This is a genomic window from Ectothiorhodospira mobilis (genome assembly GCF_900114895.1).
GTDB lineage: Bacteria > Pseudomonadota > Gammaproteobacteria > Ectothiorhodospirales > Ectothiorhodospiraceae > Ectothiorhodospira > Ectothiorhodospira mobilis_A.
The window spans coordinates 171,168-193,545 of the sequence record NZ_FOUO01000001.1 but is presented as its reverse complement, the minus strand read 5'-3'; the positions used below and the strand labels follow the sequence as shown (position 1 = coordinate 193,545).

The 22,378-nt window shown below is 67.9% G+C and carries 20 protein-coding genes, 2 tRNA genes and 1 pseudogene; 15 read left to right on the top strand and 8 right to left on the bottom strand.

Annotation, left to right across the window (positions count from 1 at the left end):
* Nucleotides 1-24: 24 nt before the first annotated feature.
* The 4 genes from BM214_RS12345 to BM214_RS00845 are packed head-to-tail and all read right to left on the bottom strand — an operon-like array spanning nt 25 to nt 6,043.
* Nucleotides 25-630, bottom strand: coding sequence for a DUF4276 family protein (locus BM214_RS12345; protein WP_143096323.1), 606 nt, complete (start codon nt 628-630; stop codon nt 25-27).
* Nucleotides 627-1,781 carry an AAA family ATPase gene (locus tag BM214_RS00855; RefSeq protein ID WP_090483302.1) on the bottom strand — a complete coding sequence of 385 codons (1,155 nt, stop codon included), beginning with the start codon at nt 1,779-1,781 and terminating at the stop codon, nt 627-629. The genes BM214_RS12345 and BM214_RS00855 overlap by 4 nt, the downstream gene beginning before the upstream one ends.
* A gap of 7 nt (nt 1,782-1,788) precedes the next feature.
* Nucleotides 1,789-5,130: a site-specific DNA-methyltransferase gene (locus BM214_RS00850; RefSeq protein ID WP_090483301.1), complete on the bottom strand. Its 3,342-nt coding sequence runs from the start codon at nt 5,128-5,130 to the stop codon at nt 1,789-1,791.
* A gap of 46 nt (nt 5,131-5,176) precedes the next feature.
* Nucleotides 5,177-6,043 (bottom strand): YicC/YloC family endoribonuclease, encoded by an 867-nt coding sequence (locus BM214_RS00845; RefSeq protein ID WP_090483300.1) that lies wholly within the window; start codon nt 6,041-6,043, stop codon nt 5,177-5,179.
* Nucleotides 6,044-6,199: 156 nt separating this feature from the next.
* On the opposite strand from BM214_RS00845, the gene BM214_RS00840 reads away from it, so the two are divergent.
* Entirely contained in the window at nt 6,200-6,637 is a 438-nt protein-coding gene (locus tag BM214_RS00840) for an Hsp20/alpha crystallin family protein (protein ID WP_090483299.1), read from the top strand.
* Between the two features lie 98 nt (nt 6,638-6,735).
* Nucleotides 6,736-7,686, top strand: coding sequence for a DnaJ C-terminal domain-containing protein (locus tag BM214_RS00835; RefSeq protein ID WP_090483298.1), 951 nt, complete (start codon nt 6,736-6,738; stop codon nt 7,684-7,686).
* A gap of 24 nt (nt 7,687-7,710) precedes the next feature.
* On the opposite strand, the gene BM214_RS00830 is transcribed toward BM214_RS00835, so the two are convergent.
* On the bottom strand, nt 7,711-8,139 hold the full coding sequence (locus tag BM214_RS00830) for a molybdenum cofactor biosynthesis protein MoaE (RefSeq protein WP_090483297.1): 429 nt from the start codon (nt 8,137-8,139) through the stop codon (nt 7,711-7,713).
* A 1-nt stretch (nt 8,140) separates the two neighbouring features.
* A complete protein-coding gene (gene moaD / locus BM214_RS00825) occupies nt 8,141-8,374 on the bottom strand; it encodes a molybdopterin converting factor subunit 1 (RefSeq protein WP_090483296.1) in 234 nt (77 codons plus the stop codon).
* Between the two features lie 178 nt (nt 8,375-8,552).
* On the opposite strand from moaD, the gene moaC reads away from it, so the two are divergent.
* The 6 genes and pseudogenes from moaC (at nt 8,553) to BM214_RS13070 (ending at nt 13,957) form a co-directional block, all read left to right on the top strand.
* Complete coding sequence (gene moaC, locus BM214_RS00820; protein WP_090483295.1) at nt 8,553-9,086, top strand: cyclic pyranopterin monophosphate synthase MoaC; 534 nt, start codon at nt 8,553-8,555, stop codon at nt 9,084-9,086.
* A 123-nt stretch (nt 9,087-9,209) separates the two neighbouring features.
* The gene (locus tag BM214_RS00815) at nt 9,210-11,393 is read left to right on the top strand and encodes an AsmA family protein (protein WP_090483294.1); all 2,184 of its coding nucleotides are present in this window, start codon (nt 9,210-9,212) and stop codon (nt 11,391-11,393) included.
* Nucleotides 11,377-12,492 carry an A/G-specific adenine glycosylase gene (gene mutY, locus BM214_RS00810; protein WP_090483293.1) on the top strand — a complete coding sequence of 372 codons (1,116 nt, stop codon included), beginning with the start codon at nt 11,377-11,379 and terminating at the stop codon, nt 12,490-12,492. Before BM214_RS00815 ends, mutY begins: the two co-directional genes overlap by 17 nt.
* Nucleotides 12,458-12,736: an oxidative damage protection protein gene (locus tag BM214_RS00805; RefSeq protein WP_090483292.1), complete on the top strand. Its 279-nt coding sequence runs from the start codon at nt 12,458-12,460 to the stop codon at nt 12,734-12,736. Before mutY ends, BM214_RS00805 begins: the two co-directional genes overlap by 35 nt.
* A gap of 87 nt (nt 12,737-12,823) precedes the next feature.
* Nucleotides 12,824-12,899, top strand: a tRNA-Phe gene (locus BM214_RS00800).
* Between the two features lie 411 nt (nt 12,900-13,310).
* Nucleotides 13,311-13,957: pseudogene (locus tag BM214_RS13070) on the top strand (type II toxin-antitoxin system VapC family toxin).
* 99 nt (nt 13,958-14,056) lie between these two features.
* Here BM214_RS13070 and BM214_RS12340 read toward each other — a convergent pair.
* Nucleotides 14,057-15,631, bottom strand: coding sequence for a glutamate synthase-related protein (locus BM214_RS12340; protein ID WP_177217542.1), 1,575 nt, complete (start codon nt 15,629-15,631; stop codon nt 14,057-14,059).
* Nucleotides 15,632-15,840: 209 nt separating this feature from the next.
* On the opposite strand from BM214_RS12340, the gene BM214_RS00775 reads away from it, so the two are divergent.
* Together BM214_RS00775 and pgeF are read left to right on the top strand one after the other, a co-directional pair.
* The gene (locus BM214_RS00775) at nt 15,841-17,130 is read left to right on the top strand and encodes a sensor domain-containing diguanylate cyclase (RefSeq protein ID WP_090483291.1); all 1,290 of its coding nucleotides are present in this window, start codon (nt 15,841-15,843) and stop codon (nt 17,128-17,130) included.
* 22 nt (nt 17,131-17,152) lie between these two features.
* Nucleotides 17,153-17,893: a peptidoglycan editing factor PgeF gene (gene pgeF / locus BM214_RS00770; protein ID WP_218149017.1), complete on the top strand. Its 741-nt coding sequence runs from the start codon at nt 17,153-17,155 to the stop codon at nt 17,891-17,893.
* Between the two features lie 7 nt (nt 17,894-17,900).
* Here pgeF and BM214_RS00765 read toward each other — a convergent pair whose 3' ends face one another.
* Complete coding sequence (locus BM214_RS00765; RefSeq protein ID WP_090483290.1) at nt 17,901-18,521, bottom strand: lytic transglycosylase domain-containing protein; 621 nt, start codon at nt 18,519-18,521, stop codon at nt 17,901-17,903.
* 57 nt (nt 18,522-18,578) lie between these two features.
* Between BM214_RS00765 and BM214_RS00760 the strand changes: the two genes are divergently transcribed.
* The 5 genes from BM214_RS00760 to cysZ all read left to right on the top strand — a co-directional run bounded on the left by BM214_RS00760 (nt 18,579) and on the right by cysZ (nt 21,977).
* A complete protein-coding gene (locus BM214_RS00760; protein WP_090483289.1) occupies nt 18,579-19,565 on the top strand; it encodes a biotin--[acetyl-CoA-carboxylase] ligase in 987 nt (328 codons plus the stop codon).
* Complete coding sequence (locus BM214_RS00755) at nt 19,562-20,314, top strand: type III pantothenate kinase (RefSeq protein ID WP_090483288.1); 753 nt, start codon at nt 19,562-19,564, stop codon at nt 20,312-20,314. Before BM214_RS00760 ends, BM214_RS00755 begins: the two co-directional genes overlap by 4 nt.
* Nucleotides 20,314-20,940 carry a hypothetical protein gene (locus BM214_RS00750; RefSeq protein ID WP_090483287.1) on the top strand — a complete coding sequence of 209 codons (627 nt, stop codon included), beginning with the start codon at nt 20,314-20,316 and terminating at the stop codon, nt 20,938-20,940. The genes BM214_RS00755 and BM214_RS00750 overlap by 1 nt, the downstream gene beginning before the upstream one ends.
* Nucleotides 20,941-21,021: 81 nt before the next feature.
* Nucleotides 21,022-21,097 (top strand) — tRNA-Thr (locus BM214_RS00745).
* Between the two features lie 136 nt (nt 21,098-21,233).
* Nucleotides 21,234-21,977 (top strand): sulfate transporter CysZ, encoded by a 744-nt coding sequence (gene cysZ / locus BM214_RS00740; protein WP_090483286.1) that lies wholly within the window; start codon nt 21,234-21,236, stop codon nt 21,975-21,977.
* Nucleotides 21,978-22,378: the final 401 nt, after the last annotated feature.

Sequence of the window (22,378 nt, the reverse complement as noted above, 5' to 3'; positions counted from 1 at the left end):
GAGGGGGGTTGGCTGTGATATTCATCAGCAACGCGCTGACGCCAGCTCACCGATGCGTCTACGTGTGCGTGCAAGGCTGTCGGCACGCATGGAGGCCTCTTCCAGATCCCAGCAGCCATGAACGAACTGACTCAGCCGCTCATTGTAGGCCAGACCCTGCCTTGGACCGTGACCATGATCGGCCACTAGGTCCCTCTTCAACGAGGTAGGTGAGTGGCGTTTCACTAGGTTTAGCAAGGTCTGTTTGGGGTCATCAAGGCCTTCGGGTGCCTCTGGAAGCTTCGCAAATGGGATGTGTGCAAAGCTGGCGAAGTTTTGTTTGTCGGCAAGTAGCCAGGCTTCGATTTCGCGCACCGCGACTCTGAACAGCAGTCCATCAGGCATGGCCTGCTGGCCCAGCCATTCCCCGATCAGGCTGGGAGCACACTCCTTGCGATCCAGGTCAGTTAGCAGCAGTACGGGTACATTGGGAGCTAGGCGCATCAACTCCGGTAACTTTTTAATCAGTTTGCCAGATCCGCTGGGAGTAATCTCTATGTCGATCCTGAGCCTTCCCCTGGCCTCCCCGATTAACCTTTCCAATACCGCAGCGCTTAAACGATCCTCGACCGCGGTGCAAACCGAGATCATTCCCAGAACCCCAGCTGTTCGATGCCCTTGGGGCGTGTCTTGGGTAGCACTACATCGGCCACGCTGAGGCCGGCATCCAGCCCCTTGGCCTCGACCTCATCGACTGAGCGCACTGTGGTGCCTTCTCTGCTGGGTTCGAGCACGATCACGCCACGCGGATCGATCCCCGGATTGTTGAGCAAGGCCTGGCTATGGGTGCTGATCAGTACCTGACGCTTGGGCTTGCGGGTACGTTGCACTCGATCGATCATGGCCGGGATCTGTTCCACCACGGACTGATGCAGGGACAGTTCGGGCTCCTCTAGTAGCAACAAGCCGTTGCCATCCTGCAGCGACCAAAGCATGCCCAGCAGTCTCAGTGTGCCGTCGGAGAAGTGCTCCTCATTCTGCCAGCCGGCATTGGGGTGATGATGTTCATACAGCGCCTGTAGATGAGGATGACCCATCGCATCTTTCTCGAAGCGCAGTTCCTTGAACTGAGGTACCGCCACGCTCAATGCTGACTGAATGCGTTTCAGGCGCGCATCTCGTGTCTTTGTAGTTGTCTTCGCTAACCGTTCGAGAAAGCCTTGCCCGAAAGGGTCATCGTCAAGCCGTTGACCGCCGATCTGCTCACCATGCTTCAGCAACTGCGGCACCAAGTGTAGATAGGTGATTTCCGAGAAGGCTTCGACGAGCCCGCGAAATTCACGATTGGCAGTGGCTTGCTCGATGTGGGTCTGGGTTAGTACGAGGGGGTCATCAAGCTCGCTGGCCATAGGACGGGAGAGCATTTTCTCTCCTTGATGCCAGACCTCTTCAGCGGTGACCAGAATGCGCTGCGCTCCCTTCCCCTCTGGTTTGAATCCCAGGACATATTTCCAACTTGGTGCTTCTTCCTCGAAGCCTTCCGCCAAGTGAACCACGATCTTCACTTCAGGATCCCGACGGTGGTGCAGGCAACGTAGCTTGGTGATGCCACCACGGTCCTTGACCGCCTTCTGCAGTCCTCCGCCATCTGGCTTGCAGATATCCCTAAGGAAGCGAAAGACGTCCAACAGGTTGGACTTGCCCGAGGCGTTGGGGCCGATGATGTAACAGACGTGCGCAAGATCCATCTCGGCTTGTCGGAAGTTGCGCCAGTTCTTTAATTTCAGATGCGTAATGATCATGACGCCCTCAATCCAGCCGAACGACTTTCAGCGATTCGATGCCGCGGTTATCGATGATCTTCACCGCGATGCAGCGGTTTTCACCGGGCTCAAAGGGAAGTGATTTGGTGCCGTGGTACTTGCCCAGTAGCTCCTCGTTGAGCTCGGCGCGGATATCCTTCTTGAGCTTGTACCAGCCATCCTTTTTGCCGGCCATGGGGAAGAACACCTGGCGCGGGTAGAGGGAGCGGTCGTCGTAGTCGGTATCCAGTTCCCACACGGCGATGTCGCCCTTGCCGCCGGATTTCAATTCGCCGGTCTTGGTGTCGAAGTAGTCAAAGCCGTGCACCTCCACCTGCAGCTTGCCGTCCTTCAGCTCATGCACCTCCACGTCCGGCTGGCCCATCAGCCAGAAGGACTCGTTGCTGCGGGCGTTCTTCTTGAGGTCTTCGGTGAGCAGGTCGGTGTTCATCTGCACCTTGAGGGCCTGGATGCCCCTGATGCTGTCGATGTCCTTGGCGGCCTCCGGGTCGAAGGTGAAGGCACAGAACACCAGCAGCCTGGGCAGCGGGAAGAGGTCGCCGGCCTCGTTCTTGGCGATCTCCACCTGGCGCTGCTCCAGGGCGGCGTATTCGGGTCCGAAGCTGACGGCGACACGCTCACCGGTCTCCGCCACCGTACCCACGGCATGCAGGTACTTGGCCCCGGGCAGGGTCTCCAGGTCCATCAGCTTGAGGTGCTGGCCGCCCTTGCCGCGGATACCCGCCTTGAGCAGCTCCTCGCGCCACTGGGCATGGCGGGAGGTGGCCCCGGAGCGGGCCACGGCGACGTCGGCCTCCCTGGGTTGCTCGGCCTCGTCCAGGCCCAGCACGGTGGCAAAGGGCACCGCCTCCACGGTGAAGGGGCCGGTGATGCGCAGCTTGTCGCGGCTCACCTCGGGCTGGTCATAGAGCACCTCCTGATCGGCGTGGTTGGCGATGCTCTCGTCCATGCGCCGCTGCATGGCCTGGCGGGCCTTGTGAAAGGCATCGAAGTGAATCCGGGCGGTCTCCGGCCAGTCTTCGGGGAAGTCGAAGGGGACCTCCCATTCCAGCAGCGCGTTGACCTGGGCGGTCTCCCTCGAGGGGAGCGTGACCGTCTTGCTATCGGGGGCTGAGAAATCGATCTTGTCTCCCTTGCGACCGCCCTCAGTGACGGTGAAAGTGAGCGGCTCACCTTTCAGCGACTGGTTCAGCTTAGCCAGGGCCTGCTCGATGGCGGGATGGTGCTGCTCGTAGAGCTCATCGATCTCCGGGTTGTTGGCGATCGACTTCAGGGTGATGTGCGGCACCGTCTTGTAGATGAAGCCGCCGCCCAGCCCCTCCTGCGGGTACTTGAGCTCGTAGTAATCATAGCTGGCGGTCATCAGCCGTTGCTTGGCCAGCGTCACGGCCACCCGGGAGGTATCACAGGTGACCCAGCGACGCCCCCACTTTTCGGCGACATAGGCGGTGGTGCCGGAGCCGCAGGTGGGGTCTAGCACCAAGTCGCCGGGGTCAGTAGCCATCAAGAGGCATCGCTCAATAAATTTTTCTGCTGTTTCAACTACGTATGCTTTTCCCTTGGCTGCTGGCTTATCCGTCCAACAGTTCTCGTACTGCGACATTGGGAAGTCTCGTTGGAACTGTTTGTAATACGGGTCTTTTCCCGCAAAAAAAAGCCTACCAGACTTTTTAAGCCTATCCATGCCGACGGGATTAGAAGACCAACTCTTTTTCCCAGGAGGCGGGCAAAGCTTACCTTGAAAAGGTAAGTCAAATATGCAGCTTTCTGTAAACCCTGAAGACGTGGCATTCCGCCTTCTATAGACTCTCTGGTGATATTCTTTACTTCTTTTTTCGCGACGATCGGCATCTTCCGGAGCTGGGTCTATATATCGATACTCGGTATCGCTACTTATATCTCTTGCCTTGTATATTTGGCGAAATTTCAAGGCATTAATATTCTTCCCATACCAAAGTATATGATCGTATACTTTCGCTATGCCCTTTTGACCCAAAGGGTCAGTTGCCTTGAATGCGATCTGCGCTGAAAAATTATTGTATCCAAAGATCTCATCAAGTAAGGCTCGAACCCTATGAAGATTCTCATCTCCTATCTGTACAAAAACTGACCCGCTATCACTCAGCAACTCCCTCGCCAGCAGCAGCCGATCGCGCAGATAGGTGAGGTAGGAGTGAATGCCCAGCTCCCAGGTGTCCCGGAAGGCCTTGATCATCTCCGGTTCCTGGGTCAGGTCCTCGTCCTTGCGATCCTTGACGTCCCGCTTGTGGGTAAACGGCTGGAAGTTGGAGCCGTATTTGATGCCGTAGGGCGGGTCGATGTAGATCATCTGCACCTGCCCGGCCATGCCCTCCTTCTGCAGCATGGAGTTCATCACCAGCAGGGAGTCGCCGGCGATCAGGCGGTTGGCCCAGTCGCGCTCGTGCTTGTAGAAGTCGATGGCCTCGCGCAGTGGCAGGTTCTCGAAGGGGGCATGGAACAGGTCCGGCTGAAAGGCCCCGGTGCCCTTCTTTCCGCTCTTCATGCGCTTTTGTACCTCGCCGAGGATGGTGGCGGGGTCGATGCGCTCGTGCACGTGCAGGGAGACGGTATCCACCTGGAAGGTGGTGCCCTCGGCCTTGCCGGTCCACTGCAGGTAGGGGGACTGCAGGCGCTTGAGTTCTTCCAGTGCGGCCCGCATCTGTTCCTGGTCCCCGGAGGCCAGGGCATCATCGATCAGGCGTTCCACCCGGGCACGGGTGGCCGAGGCATCGAACCGCAGTTCCGGGGCCAGGTGGGGGTCGTAGGCCCAGGTGGCCCTTTCTTCGACACCGTCACTGGTGGCATCCACCATGCCCACATGGGGGTTGTTCCTGCGTTTTTCCTCATGGCGATAGGAGAGCACCTGGGCCTGATCGGGTTTCTTCCCTCGGGGTCCGGTCTTGCTTCCGGGCGTGGCGGCGTGCCCGTTCAGGGGGAGCTCTGGGGGGATCTCCGGCATCTCTAGGGTCAGATCCGGAGGGGCCATGCCCTCGTCCTGGGGGATTGGCTCGCCGGTGGGGGCCGGTTCAGCCGGACCGGACGCCGCCGGGTTTTCCCCTTTGGCTCTCCGGGGGCGGTCCTCCGTGCCCTGGGATTGGGACAGGAGATAGACCGAGCCGCCACGGCCCCGGCCCTTGCCCAGGATGCCTTCTTGCACCAGCGCATCCCTGGCCTGTTCGTAGGCGGCCCGGGGGACAGAGCCAGCCTGATCGGCAAGGACCTTGAGTAACCGGGCGTTGCCAATGGTGCGGCCATCTTCCGGTACGTTGCGCAGGATCAGTTCTCGCAGTGAGGGGGTATGGGCCATGGGGCGTCCTTGTCGGTCGGTTTCGGGGTGTTGCGTCACGCCGGGGTCATTCCACGTTCTGCACCTGCTCGCGCATCTGCTCGATGAGCACCTTCAGTTCCACCGCCGCCTGGGTGGTGTCCATGTCGTTGGATTTGCTGCTCAGGGTGTTGGCCTCCCGGTTCATCTCCTGCATGAGGAAGTCCAGGCGACGGCCCACGGGTTCGTCGCGCTCCAGGATGGCGCGCACCTCGGCCACGTGGGCGTCCAGGCGGTCCAGTTCCTCGGCCACGTCCAGCTTCTGGGCCTGCAGGGCCAGTTCCTGTTCCAGGCGACCGGGATCCAGGTCCGTGCCCAGTTCCTGGATGCGGGTCTGCAGGCGGGTGCGCAGGGCCTCGAGCACCTGGGGGCGGCGGGCGCGCACGTGGGCCACCTGCTGGCTGACGGCCTCGCAGCGGGTCTGCAGCATCTCACGGATCTGGGCCCCTTCCCGGGCGCGGTGCTCCGATAGGGTCTCCAGGGCCTGGTCCAGCAGTTCCAGGGCGGCGGCGCGCGCCGGTTCCAGGTCGGGACTGGCCTCGGCGGCCACGCCGGGCCAGCGCAGGATGTCCATGGCGGTCATGCGGGCGGCGTTCATCATCCAGTGCTCCACCCGGGTGACGGTTTGAATTACCTCCCGGGCCAGGGCCTCATCCAGCTGGATGCCCCCCGTCTGTCCCTCGCCCCGGCGGAAACGGAGCTGGCATTCTACCTTGCCCCGGCCCAGGTGGTTTTGGACCTTTTGGCGTACCTGCGGCTCCAGGGCGCGCAGCTCCTCCGGCAGGCGGGGGGCAATCTCCAGATAGCGGTGGTTGACGCTGCGCAGTTCCCATACGAGGGTGCCGAATTCGCCCGTGGCCTCGCATCTTGCGAAACCGGTCATGCTGTTCAACATGCTCACTCCTGGGTTGCCGTGGACGGACTATTGTACGGGAAGGGGACGGTGTCCCGCCCCCGGGGGGATCTCCCTTGAAATCTGTCCCGGCATCCCAATATCCGGGTGTGAAAGACGATGTGGTAACGAGCAGATCGGACAACGGAGGTGAGTGCCATGTTCATGACCCGTTACGAACCCTGGAGCCTGTTGAACCAGCTCTCCCGCGAGTTGGACCGCCTCAATCCCACGGCCACCGGCGGGGACGAGGAGCCGGCGGCCGTGAGCGACTGGGTGCCGGCGGTGGATATCCGTGAGGAGAAGGATGCCTACGTCCTGCATGCCGATGTACCCGGCGTGGATCCCAAGGACATCGAGGTGCACATGGAGAACGGTGTGCTCACCATCCGGGGTGAGCGCAAGTCGGAGAGCACCGAGGAACGGGAGAACTACAAGCGGGTGGAGCGGGTGCGCGGCAGCTTCTACCGGCGCTTCTCCCTGCCGGATACGGCGGATGCCGAACGCATCAGCGCCCGCAGCGCCAACGGCGTGCTGGAGGTGCGCATTCCCAAGCAGGAGAAGGTGCAGCCGCGCCGCATCACCGTGGAGGGCTGAGCGCGCAAACGCCCGCCTTCGGGCGTGGCGCATCCGGCCGTGCCGATTTCGCGCCGCGTGTCCACGCGGCGCGCTTGTTTGGGTTATCGTGACCGCCTATGGAATACAAAGACTATTACAAGGTGCTGGGTGTGGAGCGCTCCGCCTCCCAGGACGAGATCAAGAAGGCCTACCGCCGCCTGGCGCGCAAGTACCATCCGGACGTGAGCAAGGAGCCGGATGCGGAGGCGCGCTTCAAGGAGGTGAACGAGGCCTACGAGGTCCTGGGGGATGCCGAGAAGCGTAAGGCCTACGACCAACTGGGCAGTAGCTGGCGCTCCGGCCAGGACTTCCGGCCGCCGCCGGACTGGGACGCCTGGTTCGGTGGTGCGGCGCCGGGCGGTGGTTTCCGCACCTCCGCCGGGTTCCAGGAGGGTTTCTCCGAGAGCGATTTCTCCGACTTTTTCGAGACCCTCTTCGGCGGCGGCGCCCGCCGCACCCGGGGGCACCGTACCCACCGCAGCTTCCATGCCCCCGGGGAGGATCGGGTGGCCCGCATCGCCCTGGATCTGGAGCGGGCCTTCCGGGGCGGCTCGGTGTCCGTGCGCGTGGGGGAGCGTACCCTGCAGGTGAAGGTGCCCGCCGGGGTCACCCACGGCCAGCGCATCCGCCTCCCTGGCCAGGGCGGTCCCGGCATGGGCGGCGGTGCGGCGGGGGATCTCTATCTGGAGGTGCAGATCAAGCCCCACCCCCATTTCCGCCTGGAGGGACGGGATATCCACCTGGATCTGCCCATCACCCCCTGGGAGGCGGCCCTGGGGGCCACGGTGAGCGTGCCCACGCTGCAGGGGCCGGTGGAGATGAAGATCCCCGCCGGGTCCGGTTCCGGGCGCCGCCTGCGCCTGAAGGGGCGGGGCATGCCCGGCAATCCCCCGGGGGATCAGTATGTGGTCCTGCAGATGGTCACGCCTCCGGCGGATACCGATAAGGGGCGCCGTTTCTACGAGCGCATGCGCAAGGAGATGCCCTATGACCCCCGCCAGCACCTGACGGGGGTGGCCGGGGCCTGATCCGGGCGGTTCCCGGCGCGCGGCTCAGGCATTGCCCTGTACCCAGCGTTGCCGGCCGTCCGCCAGGGTCTCCTGCTTCCAGAAGGGGGCCTGGGACTTGAGGGCCTCCACCAGGAAGCGGCAGGCGTCGAAGGCGGCGGCGCGGCGGGCGGACCAGGCCGCCACCAGGACGATGGGCTCCCCCGGTGCGATGGATCCCACGCGGTGGGCGATGCGCACCTCCTGCAGGGGCCATCGGGCCCGTGCCTCCTGCTCGATGCGCCCCAGTTCCCCCTCGGTCATGCCCGGGTAGTGTTCCAGGGTCATGGCCCGCACCGTATCCCCCTCGTTGAAGTCGCGCAGGCTGCCGATGAAGACCGCCTGGGCCCCATGGCCGCCGGGGGGCAGCTGCTCTGTACAGGCGGCCAGCAGGGCAAGCGGATCGAAGGGTTCGGGATGCAGGGAGACCGCCATCTCAGCCCCCGGTCACCGGCGGGAAGAAGGCCACCTCGTCCCCGTCCCGCACCGGGTCCTGCGGATGGGCATAGGCCTGGTTCACCGCCATGAGCACCCCCGGTGGCCGCTCCTGGCCGGGATGGGCCCGGGCCCAGACATCGGCGACGCAGGAGAGGTCCTTCGCGTCCAGGGTATCCCCCTCCCGGCCCAGTTCCTCCCGCAGGCGGGCGAAGTAACGCACGTGGATGGCCATGGTGTGTTGCTCCCTTCCCTTCGGGCCGTCCGGGATGGCGGCCCCGCCTGCGGGGCAGTCTCCGGCGCCCCCCGCAAGGCGTCAACCCCCGCCCTTTGGGGCCCGCGCGGCGGACGCCCCGGGCGCGGCTGCGTTAGCATGTCTATCCCATAACCGCAGCCTCATGGAGTCCGGATCCATGCACCCGCTCACCCATTTCAACGCCGCCGGCGAGGCCCACATGGTGGACGTGGGGGGCAAGCCGCCCACCCGGCGTTCCGCCACCGCCGAGGGATGGATCCGCATGGCCCCGGACACCCTGGCCCGGATCCGCGAGGGCGGCCACGGCAAGGGGGATGTCCTCGGGGTGGCCCGGGTGGCGGGGATCATGGCCAGCAAGCGCACGGCGGACCTGGTGCCGCTGTGCCATCCCGTGGCCCTGAGCCATGTGGATGTGGCCCTGGAGCCCCGGGACGACCCGCCCCGGGTCCACTGCCGGGTCACCGCCGGGAGCGTGGGGCCCACCGGTGTGGAGATGGAGGCGCTGACGGCGGTGCAGGCGGCCCTGCTGTGTGTCTATGACATGTGCAAGGCGGTGGACCGGGGCATGGTGATGGAGGGCATCGCCCTGGTGCACAAGTGCGGCGGGCGATCGGGGGAATGGGCGCGGGATGCAGGGGACGGGGATGCCGCGGCGGGGGAGGGCGGGCGTCCGTCCCGGATCAAGGGCTGAGCCTCCCCCCCGGAACCGGGGATGGGTCGTGCATGCAGACCGGGCGGCGGTTAGACTGAGCCCATTCAAACGACTGGATGCAAACCCCGCCGTTCGGTTGCGGGGCTTCTCTTGGAGGCATCGATGAAGTGGATCAAGCGCAGCCTGGTGGCGGTAATGGTCCTGCTGGTGGTCCTGGTGGCCCTGGCGGGGGTGGTCCTGATCACCGTGGACCCCAACGATTACAAGGAAGAGATCAGCGCCGCCGTGGAGCAGCGCACCGGCCGCAACCTGGAGATCCGGGGGGACATCGGCCTGTCCCTGTTCCCCCGCCTGGGGCTGCAACTGGGGGAGACCACCCTGGCCAATGCCGAGGGCTTTGCCGGTGAGCATTTCGCCCGCGTGCGCCAGGTGGACGTCTCCGTGGCCCTGCTGCCCCTGCTGCGGCGCGAACTGGAGGTGCAGCAGGTGCGCCTGGAGGGGCTGGACCTGAACCTGGCACGCGATGCCGAAGGCCGCGGCAACTGGGAGGACCTGACGGCGGCCCCCGCCGCAGAGGAGGCCCCAACCCCCGAGGCCGAGGCAGGCGAGCCCGTGCCGCCGGCCCTGCGGGGGCTGGACATCGCCGGGGTGAGCGTGCGCGATGCCCGGGTGAGCTGGCGCGACGCCCAGGCCGGCACCGAGATGACCATCGATCCCTTCGATCTCACCCTGGGGCACCTGCGCATGGGGGAGGAGGCCCCGCTGGAGATCTCCCTGCGCCTGCGCATGCCCGATCCGGGGCTGGATGCCCGCCTGGAGACCCAGGGGCTGCTGATGCTGGATCCGGCCGGGCAGCGCTATGCCCTGCGCCAGATGGTCACCCGCATGGATGCCCGGGGAGAGGCCCTTCCGGCCCCCGTGGAGGCCCGCCTGGAGGCGGATCTGGTGGCCGACCTGGCCTCGGGTCTGGCCAAGGTGGAGCGCCTGACCCTGGACGCCCTGGAGACCCACTGGACCGGTCTGGTGGAGGTCACCGGCCTGGACGGGAACCCGCGGGTCCACGGCGAACTGCGCAGCGGCCGTTTCAATCCCCGCAAGGTCCTCAAGGCCCTGGAGATGGAGCCCCCCGAGACCACCGATCCCCAGGTGCTCACCCAGGCCGCCCTGGACCTGGCCTTCGACATGCAGGGCGAGCGGGTGGACGTGGATCAGCTGCTGATGACCCTGGATCAGAGCACCCTCTCCGGCCGGGCCGGCCTGCAAGGCTTTGCGCAGCCCGCGGTGACCTTCGATATCGATCTGGACCGCATCGACCTGGACCGCTACCTGCCCCCCGCCGCCGAAGGGGAGTCCGGGGACCATGGCGGGTCCGGCGCGGGTACCGGCGGCGGCGGGGGCGACGGCGCCGGTGCCTGGCCGGACACGTCCATCGCCCTGCCCATGGATACCCTGCGTGGCCTGGACCTGGACGGCACCTTCCAGGTGGATGATTTCAGGGTCTCGGGGCTGCAGATGCAGGGCGTGTCCCTGAAGGTCAAGGCCCGGGACGGCCGCCTGGATGTGGAGTCCATCCGCGGCAACCTCTACGACGGCAGCCTGGAGGGCCGTCTCGGGCTGGACGTGCGCCAGGATACCCCCGCCTACAGTGCCGAGGCGGCCCTGTCCTCGGTGCGCATCGGCCCCCTGCTGGAGGACCTCACCGGCGATGGCAAGCTGACCGGTACGGGCGACGTGAACCTGTCCCTCTCCACCCGGGGGGACTCGGTGCGGGCCCTGGTCTCCGCCCTGGATGGGAAGGGCGATCTGCGCTTCCGGGACGGCGCCGTCCAGGGCATCAACATCGCCCAGGTGATCCGCCGGGCCGAGGCCCGGCTCCGGGGCCGGGATCTGGAGGAGGAGGACGCCCCCCGGCAGACCGATTTCACCGAACTCACCGCCAGCTTCACCATCGACGACGGCCTGGTGAGAAACGACGACCTGCAGGCCTCCTCGCCCCTGTTGCGGGTGCGCGGCCAGGGCGAGGTGGACCTGCCGCCCCGGCGTCTGGACTACCGCGTGGACACCAACCTCGTGGCCACCCTGGAGGGGCAGGGGGGACGGCCCCTGGACAACCTGCGCAACCTGAACCTGCCCATCACCGTGGGCGGGACCTTCGATGATCCCCGCATCGGGCTCGATCTGGAATCGGTGCTCAAGGCCCGGGTGGAGCAGGAGGCGGAGCAGGCCCGGCAGGAGGTGGAGCAGCGGGCACGCGAGGAGGCGGATGCCGCCCTCCGGGAGCAGGAGCAGCGGCTGAAGGAGGAGGCCGGCCGGCTCCAGGAGGAACTGCTTGACCGCTTCCGCTGAGCCGAGGGCATTCGCCCCCCGCCTGCTGGGCTGGTTCGACCGGCACGGACGCCACGACCTGCCCTGGCAGCGGCCCGCCACCCCGTACCGGGTGTGGATCTCGGAGATCATGCTGCAGCAGACCCGGGTGGCCACGGTGATCCCCTACTACCGGCGCTTCATGGCGCGCTTTCCCGAGGTGGGGGACCTGGCGGATGCCCCCCTGGATGAGGTGCTGCACCACTGGTCCGGGCTCGGCTACTACGCCCGGGCCCGCAACCTGCACAAGGCCGCCCGCTGCATCGTGGATGTGCACGGCGGACGATTCCCCCGGGACCGGGAGGCCCTGAGCGCCCTGCCGGGTATCGGCCGGTCCACGGCGGCGGCCATCCTGGCCCTGGCCTTCGGGGATCGGGAGGCCATCCTGGATGGCAACGTGCGGCGCGTGCTGGCCCGCCACCGGGGTGTGGAGGGCTGGACCGGGACCGCCGCCGTACAGGCCCGCCTCTGGATCCTGGCCGAGGCCCTGACCCCGGTGGAGCGGGTGGCGGATTACACCCAGGCCATCATGGACCTGGGGGCCACGGTCTGCACCCGCCGCAATCCCGCCTGCGGGGACTGCCCCCTGGCGGCGGACTGCATCGCCCGGGCCCATGGCCTGCAGGAATGCCTGCCCACCCCCAGGCCTCGGCGGGCGCAGCCCCTGCGCCGCACCACCATGCTCCTGGTGACGGCGCCGGAGGGGGTGCTGCTGGAGCGGCGCCCGCCTGCGGGGCTCTGGGGCGGGCTGTGGGGTCTCCCCGAGGTGGAGGAGGACGCATCCGAAGAGGCGGCACAGGCCTGGTGCCGACGGCATCTGGGTGCGGATCCCCTGGAGATGCGGCAACTGCCCGCCTTCGTGCACACCTTCACCCACTTCCGCCTGGAGATCACCCCGTTGCAGCTGCGGGTGAAAGCCCCCGCGCCGGGTGTGATGGAAGCCCCGGACCGGGTCTGGTATAACGGGCACGCCCATGCCGGCCTGGGCCTGGCGGCCCCGGTGAGCCGGCTGCTGCAACACGTGATGCAAGACGACGGAGAAGACGATGACTCGCATGGTGAAATGCGTTGTGCTGGGTGAAGAGGCCGAGGGCCTGGATGTCCCCCCCTATCCGGGGGAACTGGGCAAGCGCATCTTCGAGAACGTCTCCAAGCAGGCCTGGCAGAAGTGGATACAGCACCAGACCATGCTCATCAACGAGTACCGCCTGACCCCCATCGACCCCAAGGCCCGGGAATTCCTGGAAGGGGAGATGGAGAAGTTCTTCTTCGGCGAGGGCGCCAGCCGGCCCGAAGGCTACGTGGATCCTGGCCAGGGGGCGTGACCTGATCCCCCGCGGGGCTTGACGAAAGCCCCGGGGAACGCTTTAATACGTGCCTTCGCGCAGGGACAACCCCTAAAGCGATGGTCAGGCCGGGTAGCTCAGTTGGTAGAGCAGGGGATTGAAAATCCCCGTGTCGGCGGTTCGATTCCGTCCCCGGCCACCAAATGATCAACGACTTAGCCCGCTATTCAGCGGGCTTTTTCGTTTCTTGGGGTACTGCCGGGACACCAGCCCGCAAGACCCTGCCGCACAGCAGGCTGTAGCTCCCGTGCTATCCTGCCTCCCGGATGCCGGATTCCCCGTCCACCTGGCTGAGGATCGAGGCCGTTCTTTCGTGCCGCCCGCTTTCTTGTCACCCTGCCCTGGCGGGTAGGCCCTGCCGTTTCCAAGGGGTTTAACCCATGTGTTGAAAGTCTTCTGGAATGATGTCCAGAAGCCCGTTGTGGACGGAAATCCGGTTCAGGGAGACGCTGCTTTAGCCCGCCAGAAATCCGGCCCAACGCCCTTGCCAGGCACATGCCGAGTCGTGATTGCGAACCTTCCTCCTAACGCAATAGTCTAGACCAACTAGACTATGCGGGAGTTCGGGTTGCAATGTCAGTCCAGATCAATATGTACGAGGCCAAGACGAAGCTCTCCCAGTTGGCCGAGCAAGCATGGGCGGGAGAAAGGGTCATCATTGCCAAGAACGGCAAGCCCTATCTTGAGCTTCGTCCCTACGTCGCGCCCCAGGGGCCACGAAAGCCAGGTCGTCTCGCCGGCAAGATCCACATGTCTGCGGACTTCGACGAGACCCCCACAGAGGTCATCGAGGCCTTTGAGGGGGGGCATGAGGCGTCTGCTGCTCGACACCCATACGTTCCTCTGGTGGCTCAGCGGGGACTCGTCTCTCGGCGAGCGTGCCCGGGCGGCCATCGCCGATCCCCGCAACCAGGTCTTCGTCAGCGCGGCCACCGGCTGGGAGATTGCAATCAAACGGGCCATGGGCAAGTTACGCATCGAGGACCAAGACCTCGATAGCATCGTCGAGGAGGAGGGATTCAACCACTTGCCGATGACCTTCTTCCACGGCACGCAGGCCGGCGCATTGCCACAGAGCACCACAAGGACCCGTTCGACCGCATGCTCATCGCCCAGGCACAAGCCGAAGGGCTGACCCTCCTTACCGCCGATGCCGAAACCTCCAAGTACGGAGTTCACCTCCAATCTGCGCGTTCCTAGCGTGGAGGGCCGCTGGGGGAACCCTCGGGGGGATCTGCAGGGACCACTCGGCTTCAGAGGGTGTCAACATATCATCCATTGGATTCCTCCCCGGTGCCTTCAGCCCGCCTCCAGCAGGGCACGGGCCGCCGGGGTGATGGGGATCAGGTCGTCCCGGGAGAGGTCCGCGGCGCGGGCATGGCCCATGACCCGCAGGTAGTCCTCGAGGATGGCGCGGGTGCCATCGAGGAAACGGGCCACGCGCTCGGCGGCCTCGGCCGGGTCCACCCGCTCCCGCAGCCGTGGGGTCTGGGTGGCCACGCCGGTGGGGCAGCGCCCGGTGTGGCAGGCGCGGTAGTACTCGCAGCCCAGGGCAAAGAGGGCCGCCGTGGCCAGGGCGCAGGCGTCGGCCCCCAGGGCCAGGGCCTTGAGGATGTCGGCTGGCGTGCGCATGCCGCCGGTGGCCACCAGGGCCACGGGCCGTCCGCCAGCGGCGTTGTGGGCGTCCACCCTTTTCCGCGCCTTCGGCAGGGCCATCACCAGGGGCATGCCGAAATGGTCGCGGACATGCACCGGCGCGCCGCCGGTGCCGCCGCCGAAGCCGTCCACGGTGATGAAATCCGGTTCCAGGTTCAGGGCCGCCTCCAGGTCCGCCTCCAGGCGGTTGGCGGCGATCTTCAGCCCCACGGGCTTGGCGGGGTGGTCCCGGCGCAGGGCCGTGATGCGCTCCCCCAGGGCATGGGCATCCTCCAGGTCCGGGAAACGGGCGGGGGAGTGGGCGGCCTCGCCGGCCCGGATGCCGCGCACACGGGCGATCTCGTCCGTCACCTTGGCGGCCGGCAGCTCCCCGCCGAGACCGGGCTTGGCCGACTGGCCCAGCTTGATCTCGAAGGCGTCGGCCTGGGCCATGGCCTCGTCGTTCCAGCCGAAGTAGCCGCTGGCCATCTCCAGGACGTAGAGCCCGGCGGCCGCCCGTTCCTCGGGCAGCATCCCCCCCTCGCCGGAGCCGATCAGGGTCCCCGCCCGGGCGGCACCCTCCGCCAGGGCGATCTTCGCCTCCCGGGAGAGGGCGCCGAAGGACATGTGGGAGATGGTCACGGGCAGGGCCAGCTGCAGCGGGGTCCCGGCCCCCGCCCCCAGGACCACCCGGGTGTCGGCGGGTTCCTCATCCAGGCGGGGCATGGGCTCCAGTTGCGCCGCCGCCAGGTGGAAGTGGTCGAATCCGGGTACCGGGCCGGGGGACTCGGCCGGCGCCCCCATGGGGGCCACGGCGGGCCCCTTGCCCATGGCCAGGCGGCGGATCTCGGCCTTGCCCCGGGTGTCCTGGGACCAGCGCCGCCAGCGCCCCTGGTAGCCGTCGAAGGTGGCGGCGGGCAGGGGCGGGACGGCTTCGGCGTCCACCTCCACCCGGCCGTCCTTCAGCCGGGCCGGGTAGGTGTCGATGCGGTCCCCGGGGTTGTAGGGGGAGATCCCCGTTTCCAAATCGAAGTTCCACCCATGCAGGGGGCAGACCGCGTCCCCGCCCACCACCCGCCCTTCGGACAGCTGGCCCTCCAGGTGGGGGCAGCGGTCATCCAGGGCGTGGACCCGGCCCTGGTGCAGGAACAGGGCCAGGGGCCGGCCGTTGACCCACACCTCGTGGCCCCGGTCCTCCTTCAGTTCGGCGGCTTTGCATACGGTTTGCCAGTCGCTCATGGCATCCTCCCGCGGTGGAATGGAGGGGGTATTCGTCCCCGGCACCCGGACTGTGTCCGGTACAGCGAGTCTAGAAGATCCGCGCCGGGGCGGGTCAGGGAAAGGCGGGGGTGTCTGGCATCGGCCCCGGCCCCGGATTATGATGAACGGCTTGTGATGGGGCGTGCCCGGCAGGGCGGGCACAAGGAGAAGGAGGTTTGTCAGGATACATGGACCCGGCCACGGATCCCCTGGAGGGGGTGATCCGGGCCTTGCCGTTGCCGGCCCTGGTGCTGGCGCCCGATGGTGCGATCCGGGCGGCCAATCCCCCGGCCCGGTCCCGTTTGGGTCTGAGTGGCGCGCCAAAGGCATGGCCGGCCTTGGCCGAACTGGTCCCCGGCGCCGGGGGGGAGGCCCTGGAACGCTGGCTGGCCGACTGCCCCGCCGACGGTCACCCCGTGTCCCGGGAGGTGGTGCTCTCCCTCGTCGGTGAGGCGTCGTTCCCGGAGGTAATCCATCTGGCCCGGCTGGATGGTGGGATGCGTTTTCTGTGCACCCTGGATCCCCTTCCCGGGGACGGCAAGGGGGACGCCGCTGCCCAGCCCTGGCGCTTCGCCCTGCAGGGGGCCGGGGACGGGGTCTGGGACTGGGACCTGCGCACCGGGCGTGTGCGCTATTGCCCCCGTCTGCGCCGGATCCTGGGCTATGCCGAGGGGGATCCCTTCGAGGAGAGCCTGGATCAGTGGCTGCACCTGCTGCATCCGGAGGATCTGCCCCGGGTCTCCTCCGCCCTGCAGCGCCACGTGCAGGGCGGCAGTGAGCGCTATACCAGTGAGTACCGCGTGCGCCACCGCTCCGGGGGCTGGATCTGGGTCCTGGGGCGGGGACGGGTGATCCAACGGGATGCCGATGGCCGTCCGCTGCGGGTGGCCGGCACCCTCTCGGACATCAGCGAGCGCAAGCACCAGGAGGACGAGCTGCGCCGCATGGCCAGCACGGATTTTCTCACCGGCCTGGCCAACCGCCGCCAGTTCCTGGGGCGCATGGCCGATGAGCTGGCCCGGGTGAAGCGTCGTCCGGATCATCCGGCGGTGGTGCTGATGATGGATCTGGACCATTTCAAGAGCATCAACGACACCTACGGCCATTCCACCGGGGATGCCGTGATCCGCCACGTGGCCGAGCTCCTGCGTACCGTCCTGCGGCGCATGGACCTGGGGGCGCGCATGGGCGGGGAAGAGTTCGCCGCCCTGCTCCCGGCCACCGCCCTGGAGGATGCGCGGGGCGTGGCGGAGCGCCTGCGGCGCACCATCAAGTCCACCCCCGTGGTCTACCGCGGAGGCATCGTGGGGGTCACGGTGAGCATCGGCCTGGCGACCCTGGACCCCCGGGACGAGGACTCCGACGCCACCCTGCGCCGCGCCGATCTGGCCCTCTACCGGGCCAAGGGGGAGGGCCGCAATCTGGTGGCCGTGGCCGGGCCGCCGGGCACGGAGGACCTGGAATCATCCCCCTGCTGAAACCCCCCACGAGGAGCGCGCCTTGCCCGAACCCTTGATCATCGAGCCCCGCTGGCCCGCCCCCGCCGGGGTCCGCGCCGTGGTCACCACCCGCAGCGGCGGGGTGAGCCGCCCCCCCTTCCAGGAACTGAACCTGGGGCTGCACACCGGGGATGACCCGCAGGCGGTGCTGGAGAACCGCCGGCGCCTGACGCGGGCCCTGGACCTGCCCGGGGCGCCGGCCTGGCTGGAACAGGTGCACGGCACCACCGTGGCGGAGGCGGCGGCGGTGACGCCGGACGCCACCCAGGCGGATGCCGCCATCGCCCGTCGGCCGGGGATCGTCTGCGCCGTGCTTACGGCGGACTGCCTGCCGGTATGCCTCTGCGACCGGGCGGGGGAGGAGGTGGCGGTGGCCCACGCCGGCTGGCGCGGCTTGGCGGCCGGGATCCTGGAGGCCGCCGTGGCGGCCTTCACCCGTCCTGCGCAGTCCTTGCTGGCCTGGCTCGGACCCGCCATCGGCCCGGCGGCCTTCCAGGTGGGGCCGGAGGTGCGCCGGGCCTTTGTGCAACAGGATCCCGACATGGCCCACGCCTTCACCCCGGCCCGGGGGGACCGCTGGCTCGCCGATCTGCACGCCCTGGCCCGGGCGCGGCTGCGGGCCTGCGGCGTGGAGGCGGTGCACGGCATGACGGCCTGCACCCACGGGGAGCCGGAGCGTTTCTTCTCCTACCGCCGGGACGGGCGCACCGGCCGCATGGCCACCCTCATCTGGCGTGAATGACCCCCCCTCAGCCGCCCCCCAGGCTTTGGTAGAGGGACATCACCCGGGTCACGTATTGCCGCGTCTCCGGGTAGGGGGGGATGCCGCCGTGGCGTTCCACGGCCCCCGGTCCGGCGTTGTAGGCCGCCAGGGCCAGGCGCGTGTCCTGATTGAAGCGCTGCAGCATGCGGGCGAAATAGGTGGTGCCGCCGCGGATGTTCTGCCGCGGATCGAAGGCATCCTCCACCCCCAGCTCTTGGGCGGTGTCCGGCATCAATTGCATCAGCCCCTGGGCCCCCACCCGCGACACGGCATGGCGGTCGAAGCAGGACTCCACCGTGATCATGGCCCGCACCAGCCGGTGGTCCAGCCCCTGGAGCCGGGCATAGTGCCGCACCCATCCCATCTGCTGCGTCGCCCGCCGCTCCAGTGCGTCCGGGGTCAGTCCGCGGCAGGCGCTGCGTGCCGGGGGGCGGCCGTAGTAGCGGCGTTCGATGAAGGTGAATCCCTCGCCCATCTCCCGCTGGTCGGTGAACCAGGGGACCCCATGCGCGTCCCGGTGCAGAAAGACCTCGTCCGCGCCGGCCGAGCCTTGGGTCAGGGCCAGCAGCAGCGGTAAGGCGAGGCGGATGGGCGGTGCAAGGTGCATTGAGTTTCGATCCTCCTTGGACGGATCATAGGGATACCGCGAACGAGCCTGCAACGCATGTCCACATCCGACCCCGCGCCCCGATTCCCCGATGGCCTGCTCCGCCTGCTGGCCGAGGCTCAGCCCCGCACGCCCCGGGAACTGGCGGTGCGGCTGGGGATCCCGGTGCCGGAGGTGGAGGCGGGACTGCAGGGGCTGCGCCAGGCGGGGCTGGATTGGCGTGGTCAGGCAGGCTATATCCTGCCCCCGGAACCGCCCCCGGATCCGGTGGATGCCGATGCCGTGGGCGCCGCCCTTAAGGACCTGCCGCAGGTGCCCCAGGTGCACGCCCTGGAGCAGGTGGATTCCACCAGTGCCTGGCTGGACCGGGCCCGGCGGCAGGGGATGCGGGGACCGGTGGCCTGCTGCACCGATTTTCAGAGCGCCGGTCGTGGCCGCCGGGGACGGCAATGGCGCATGCCCCCCTGTGCCGGGATGGCCCTTTCGCTGCTCTGGGACATCCGCCACTGGCCCCGGCCCGATGCCAGCGTGACCCTGGCCGCCGGTGTCGCCCTGGCCCGGGCCCTGGAGGACCTGGGGGTACGCGGCCTGCAGCTGAAATGGCCCAATGACCTCTATCTGGACGGGCGCAAGCTGGGGGGGATCCTGGTGGAGGTCCGGGCCGGGCGGGACGGGCCCGATGCCCTCATCCTCGGTGTGGGCATCAATCTGCGCCTGCCTGCTCATATGGAGGTGGGGCAGCCCCATGCCGACCTGGCCGGGGCCGGCCTGGACCCCCTGCCGTCCCGAAGCCTCCTGGCCGCTACCCTCATCCGTGCCCTGGAGGGGATGCTGCAGTCCTATCCGGAGCCGGGATTCGCGGCCTTCCTGGGGGAGTGGAACCGGCGCGACGCCACCCGGGACCGGCCCGTGGCCCTCAGCGGCGGGGACGGGTGCACGGGCATCGCCCGTGGTGTGGACGAAGGCGGTCGCCTCTGTCTGGAGACGGATCGGGGCCTGCTCCATATCGAGACCGGGGAGATCGGCCTGCGGAGTCGGCCATGAGGCTGCTGCTGGATGCGGGTAACAGCCGCCTGAAGTGGGCCCTGTGGGACGGGCGGGCCCTGCATGGCCAGGGGGCGCTGGAACACCCCGGCGCCGCCGAAGCCCCCTGGGATGCACTGCTGGATGCAGCGGCGCAGCGCATGGGGTTGCGCCACGTGGATGCACTCTGGGCCGTGGAGGTGGTGGGCCCCGCCTTCCGCGCGGCCTGCAGCGCCTGGGCGCGGCGCCGGGGCTGGCCCGAGCCCCGTTTCCTGGAGGCGGATCCGGCCCAGCACGGCATCGTCTCCGCCTACCGTGATCCCGGCCGGCTGGGCCGGGACCGCTACGCCGCCCTGGTCGGGGCCCGGGCCCTGGGGTACGAGTCCGCGGTCGTGGTGGACTGCGGCACGGCCGTGACCCTGGACCGGCTGCTGCCGGGGGGGCGCCACAGCGGTGGTCTCATCCTGCCGGGGCTGGGCCTCATGCGCCGCGGCCTGGGGCTGGCCCCGGGGGTGGGCGGCGCGGTGCAGGGGGATGCATCCCGGGTGCCCGCCGTGTGCACCGGCGATGCCGTGGCCGCGGGGACGCTGCTGGGGCTGGCCGCCGCCATCGATGCCCTGACGATCCGCCTGGGGGAGCCGCCCCCGCCGGCGGCGGTCCTCCTCACCGGCGGGGACGCCCCGTGCCTGATCCCCCATCTGACCTGCGGTGTCGTGCCCGTGCCGGATCTGGTGCTGCACGGCCTGGCCCGGGTCTCGGAGCGGGGCTGATGCGACTCCTGTTCGCCCTGCTGGTGCTGCTGAACCTGGCCTGGCTGGGGTATACCCTCCTGTCCCCGCCGGTGCCCGACCCCGGGACGTCGCCCCTGTCCGCGGCCCGTCCCGGTGTGCCCCTGCTGCGCCTGGCGCAGACGGCGGATCCGCCGACCACCACCCCGGGTGCCGGGCGTGTCTGCCATCGCCTGGGCCCCTTCCAGCGGGAGGCGGAGGCGGTCCGCCGCCTGGAGGCCTTTCGCGCCGCCGGTATGACCGGGGCCTTGCGGCGCGTGCGCGTGCAGGTGCCGGCCTCCTACTGGGTGGTCCTGCCCATGGGGGAGGCGGGAACCGCCCCATTGATCCGGCGCCTGCAGGCGGCCGGGCTCACGGATTACTTCGTGATCCTGGACGGAGCCCGGAAGGGGGATCTGTCCCTGGGGTTGTTCTCGGGCAAGAGGCGGGCCGCCCGGCATCTGGACCGGATCCGCTCCCTGGGGCTGGACCCGGTCCTGGTGGTGCGCTTCCAGGAGCGGTCGCAATACTGGCTGGAGCTGGCCGCCCCCGGCGATGGTGACCCCGGCGTCCTGCCACTGCCGGTGGAGGGGATGCGTCTGGAACGCCGCCCCTGCCCGGGTTCATGAAGCCCCCTGCGTTGCTGTCCTCTTGCGGGGGGATGCGATTGCGGCGCTGCGGGGGGTCGTCTACCATAACGCCACCACGACGCCGGAGTAGCTCAGCTGGTAGAGCAGGGCACTTGTAATGCCAAGGTCGTAGGTTCGATCCCTATCTCCGGCACCACTTCACAGGGCACGTTCGGGCGCGGGCCGTGCGGCCCTGAAGCGTGCGCCCGTGCCCCTGGAGCATAAGCCGAACTCCGCCCAACCCTCCCGCCCCGGCGGCCTGCGGCCGCTGCAACGCATCGAGGGCCAAGACCATGCTCAAGCCATTCCTTGCCGGCGCCGGTTATCTCCTGCGGGGACTGCGCCTGGTCATCGAACCCGGGCTGCGCCGCTACGTGGCCCTGCCGCTGTTGATCAATGCCCTGGTGTTCGCCGGGCTGCTCTGGCTGGCCGCCGATCAGTTCGGGGCACTGGTGGATGCCATCCTCCCGGCCCTGCCGCAATGGCTGGCCTGGCTCGCGGGGGTGCTGTGGCTGCTGTTCTTTGTGGCCGTGGCGGTGCTGGTCTTCTTCACCTTCTCCGTGGTCGCCAATCTCATCGCCGCGCCGTTCAATGACCTGCTGGCGGAGGCGGTGGAACGGCGCCTGAGCGGCCGGGGCCCACCCGGGGGCGGGGGGCTCTGGCAGGCGGTGAAGGGGGCCCCGGGGGCGATGCTGGACGAGCTGCGCAAGCTCGGTTATTTCATCCGATGGGCTCTGCCTCTCCTGATCCTCTTCCTCATCCCGGGGGTGAACCTGCTCGCCCCCCTGGCCTGGGCGATGTTCACCGCCTGGATGCTGGCCCTGGAGTACGCCGACTACCCCATGGGCAACCACGACCTGCGCCCTGACCATCAGCGCCGCATCCTGGGGCGGCAGCGGTGGTTGTCCCTGGGTTTTGGCACCGGGGTGATGCTTGCCACCCTCATCCCCCTGGCGAACTTCCTGGTGATGCCGGCGGCGGTGGCCGGGGCCAGTGCCCTCTGGGTGGACCGGCTGCGCCAGGAGGCGGCAACCTAGGACCGATGGCGGGCCATGGTGGGGATGGTCTGGAACGACGGAGAGGGCTGTCCTTGCAGAACCGGGGTTCTGGGGCCATGCTTCATTGCACCCATCGGGTCGGGGGCATCCGCCGCTGCTGCATCGGGTCCTGCCCAGGAGGAATCCCCATGCCTCGGCGCCTGTACGGTTGCACTGGATTCGTTCAAAAAGACTGCTACACTGTGAACTGAGTCACAGCTTTACCGTGAACGAGGCCCGATCCTGCCGGTGATCCGGCAGCTCGGAGGGCTTGAAGGAGCCGGCACAAGGGTCATGGGCCGGATGAATGGGGGTCTGGAATGGGCGATCCAGCGGAAGACCGTGTGGTGACCATGGCGGGTACACCCGAAGTGGCCGGAGGGCCGGGACTGAGATCCATC

Excerpts from the sequence above, each read along its gene's own strand:
- BM214_RS12345 (WP_143096323.1), bottom strand. The coding sequence starts at position 630 with ATGATCTCGGTTTGCACCGCGGTCGAGGATCGTTTAAGCGCTGCGGTA.
- BM214_RS00855 (WP_090483302.1), bottom strand. The coding sequence starts at position 1,781 with ATGATCATTACGCATCTGAAATTAAAGAACTGGCGCAACTTCCGACAA.
- BM214_RS00850 (WP_090483301.1), bottom strand. The coding sequence starts at position 5,130 with ATGGCCCATACCCCCTCACTGCGAGAACTGATCCTGCGCAACGTACCG.
- BM214_RS00845 (WP_090483300.1), bottom strand. The coding sequence starts at position 6,043 with ATGTTGAACAGCATGACCGGTTTCGCAAGATGCGAGGCCACGGGCGAA.
- BM214_RS00840 (WP_090483299.1), top strand. The coding sequence starts at position 6,200 with ATGTTCATGACCCGTTACGAACCCTGGAGCCTGTTGAACCAGCTCTCC.
- BM214_RS00835 (WP_090483298.1), top strand. The coding sequence starts at position 6,736 with ATGGAATACAAAGACTATTACAAGGTGCTGGGTGTGGAGCGCTCCGCC.
- BM214_RS00830 (WP_090483297.1), bottom strand. The coding sequence starts at position 8,139 with ATGGCGGTCTCCCTGCATCCCGAACCCTTCGATCCGCTTGCCCTGCTG.
- moaD (WP_090483296.1), bottom strand. The coding sequence starts at position 8,374 with ATGGCCATCCACGTGCGTTACTTCGCCCGCCTGCGGGAGGAACTGGGC.
- moaC (WP_090483295.1), top strand. The coding sequence starts at position 8,553 with ATGCACCCGCTCACCCATTTCAACGCCGCCGGCGAGGCCCACATGGTG.
- BM214_RS00815 (WP_090483294.1), top strand. The coding sequence starts at position 9,210 with ATGAAGTGGATCAAGCGCAGCCTGGTGGCGGTAATGGTCCTGCTGGTG.
- BM214_RS00805 (WP_090483292.1), top strand. The coding sequence starts at position 12,458 with ATGACTCGCATGGTGAAATGCGTTGTGCTGGGTGAAGAGGCCGAGGGC.
- BM214_RS12340 (WP_177217542.1), bottom strand. The coding sequence starts at position 15,631 with ATGAGCGACTGGCAAACCGTATGCAAAGCCGCCGAACTGAAGGAGGAC.
- BM214_RS00775 (WP_090483291.1), top strand. The coding sequence starts at position 15,841 with ATGGACCCGGCCACGGATCCCCTGGAGGGGGTGATCCGGGCCTTGCCG.
- BM214_RS00765 (WP_090483290.1), bottom strand. The coding sequence starts at position 18,521 with ATGCACCTTGCACCGCCCATCCGCCTCGCCTTACCGCTGCTGCTGGCC.
- BM214_RS00760 (WP_090483289.1), top strand. The coding sequence starts at position 18,579 with ATGTCCACATCCGACCCCGCGCCCCGATTCCCCGATGGCCTGCTCCGC.
- BM214_RS00755 (WP_090483288.1), top strand. The coding sequence starts at position 19,562 with ATGAGGCTGCTGCTGGATGCGGGTAACAGCCGCCTGAAGTGGGCCCTG.
- BM214_RS00750 (WP_090483287.1), top strand. The coding sequence starts at position 20,314 with ATGCGACTCCTGTTCGCCCTGCTGGTGCTGCTGAACCTGGCCTGGCTG.
- cysZ (WP_090483286.1), top strand. The coding sequence starts at position 21,234 with ATGCTCAAGCCATTCCTTGCCGGCGCCGGTTATCTCCTGCGGGGACTG.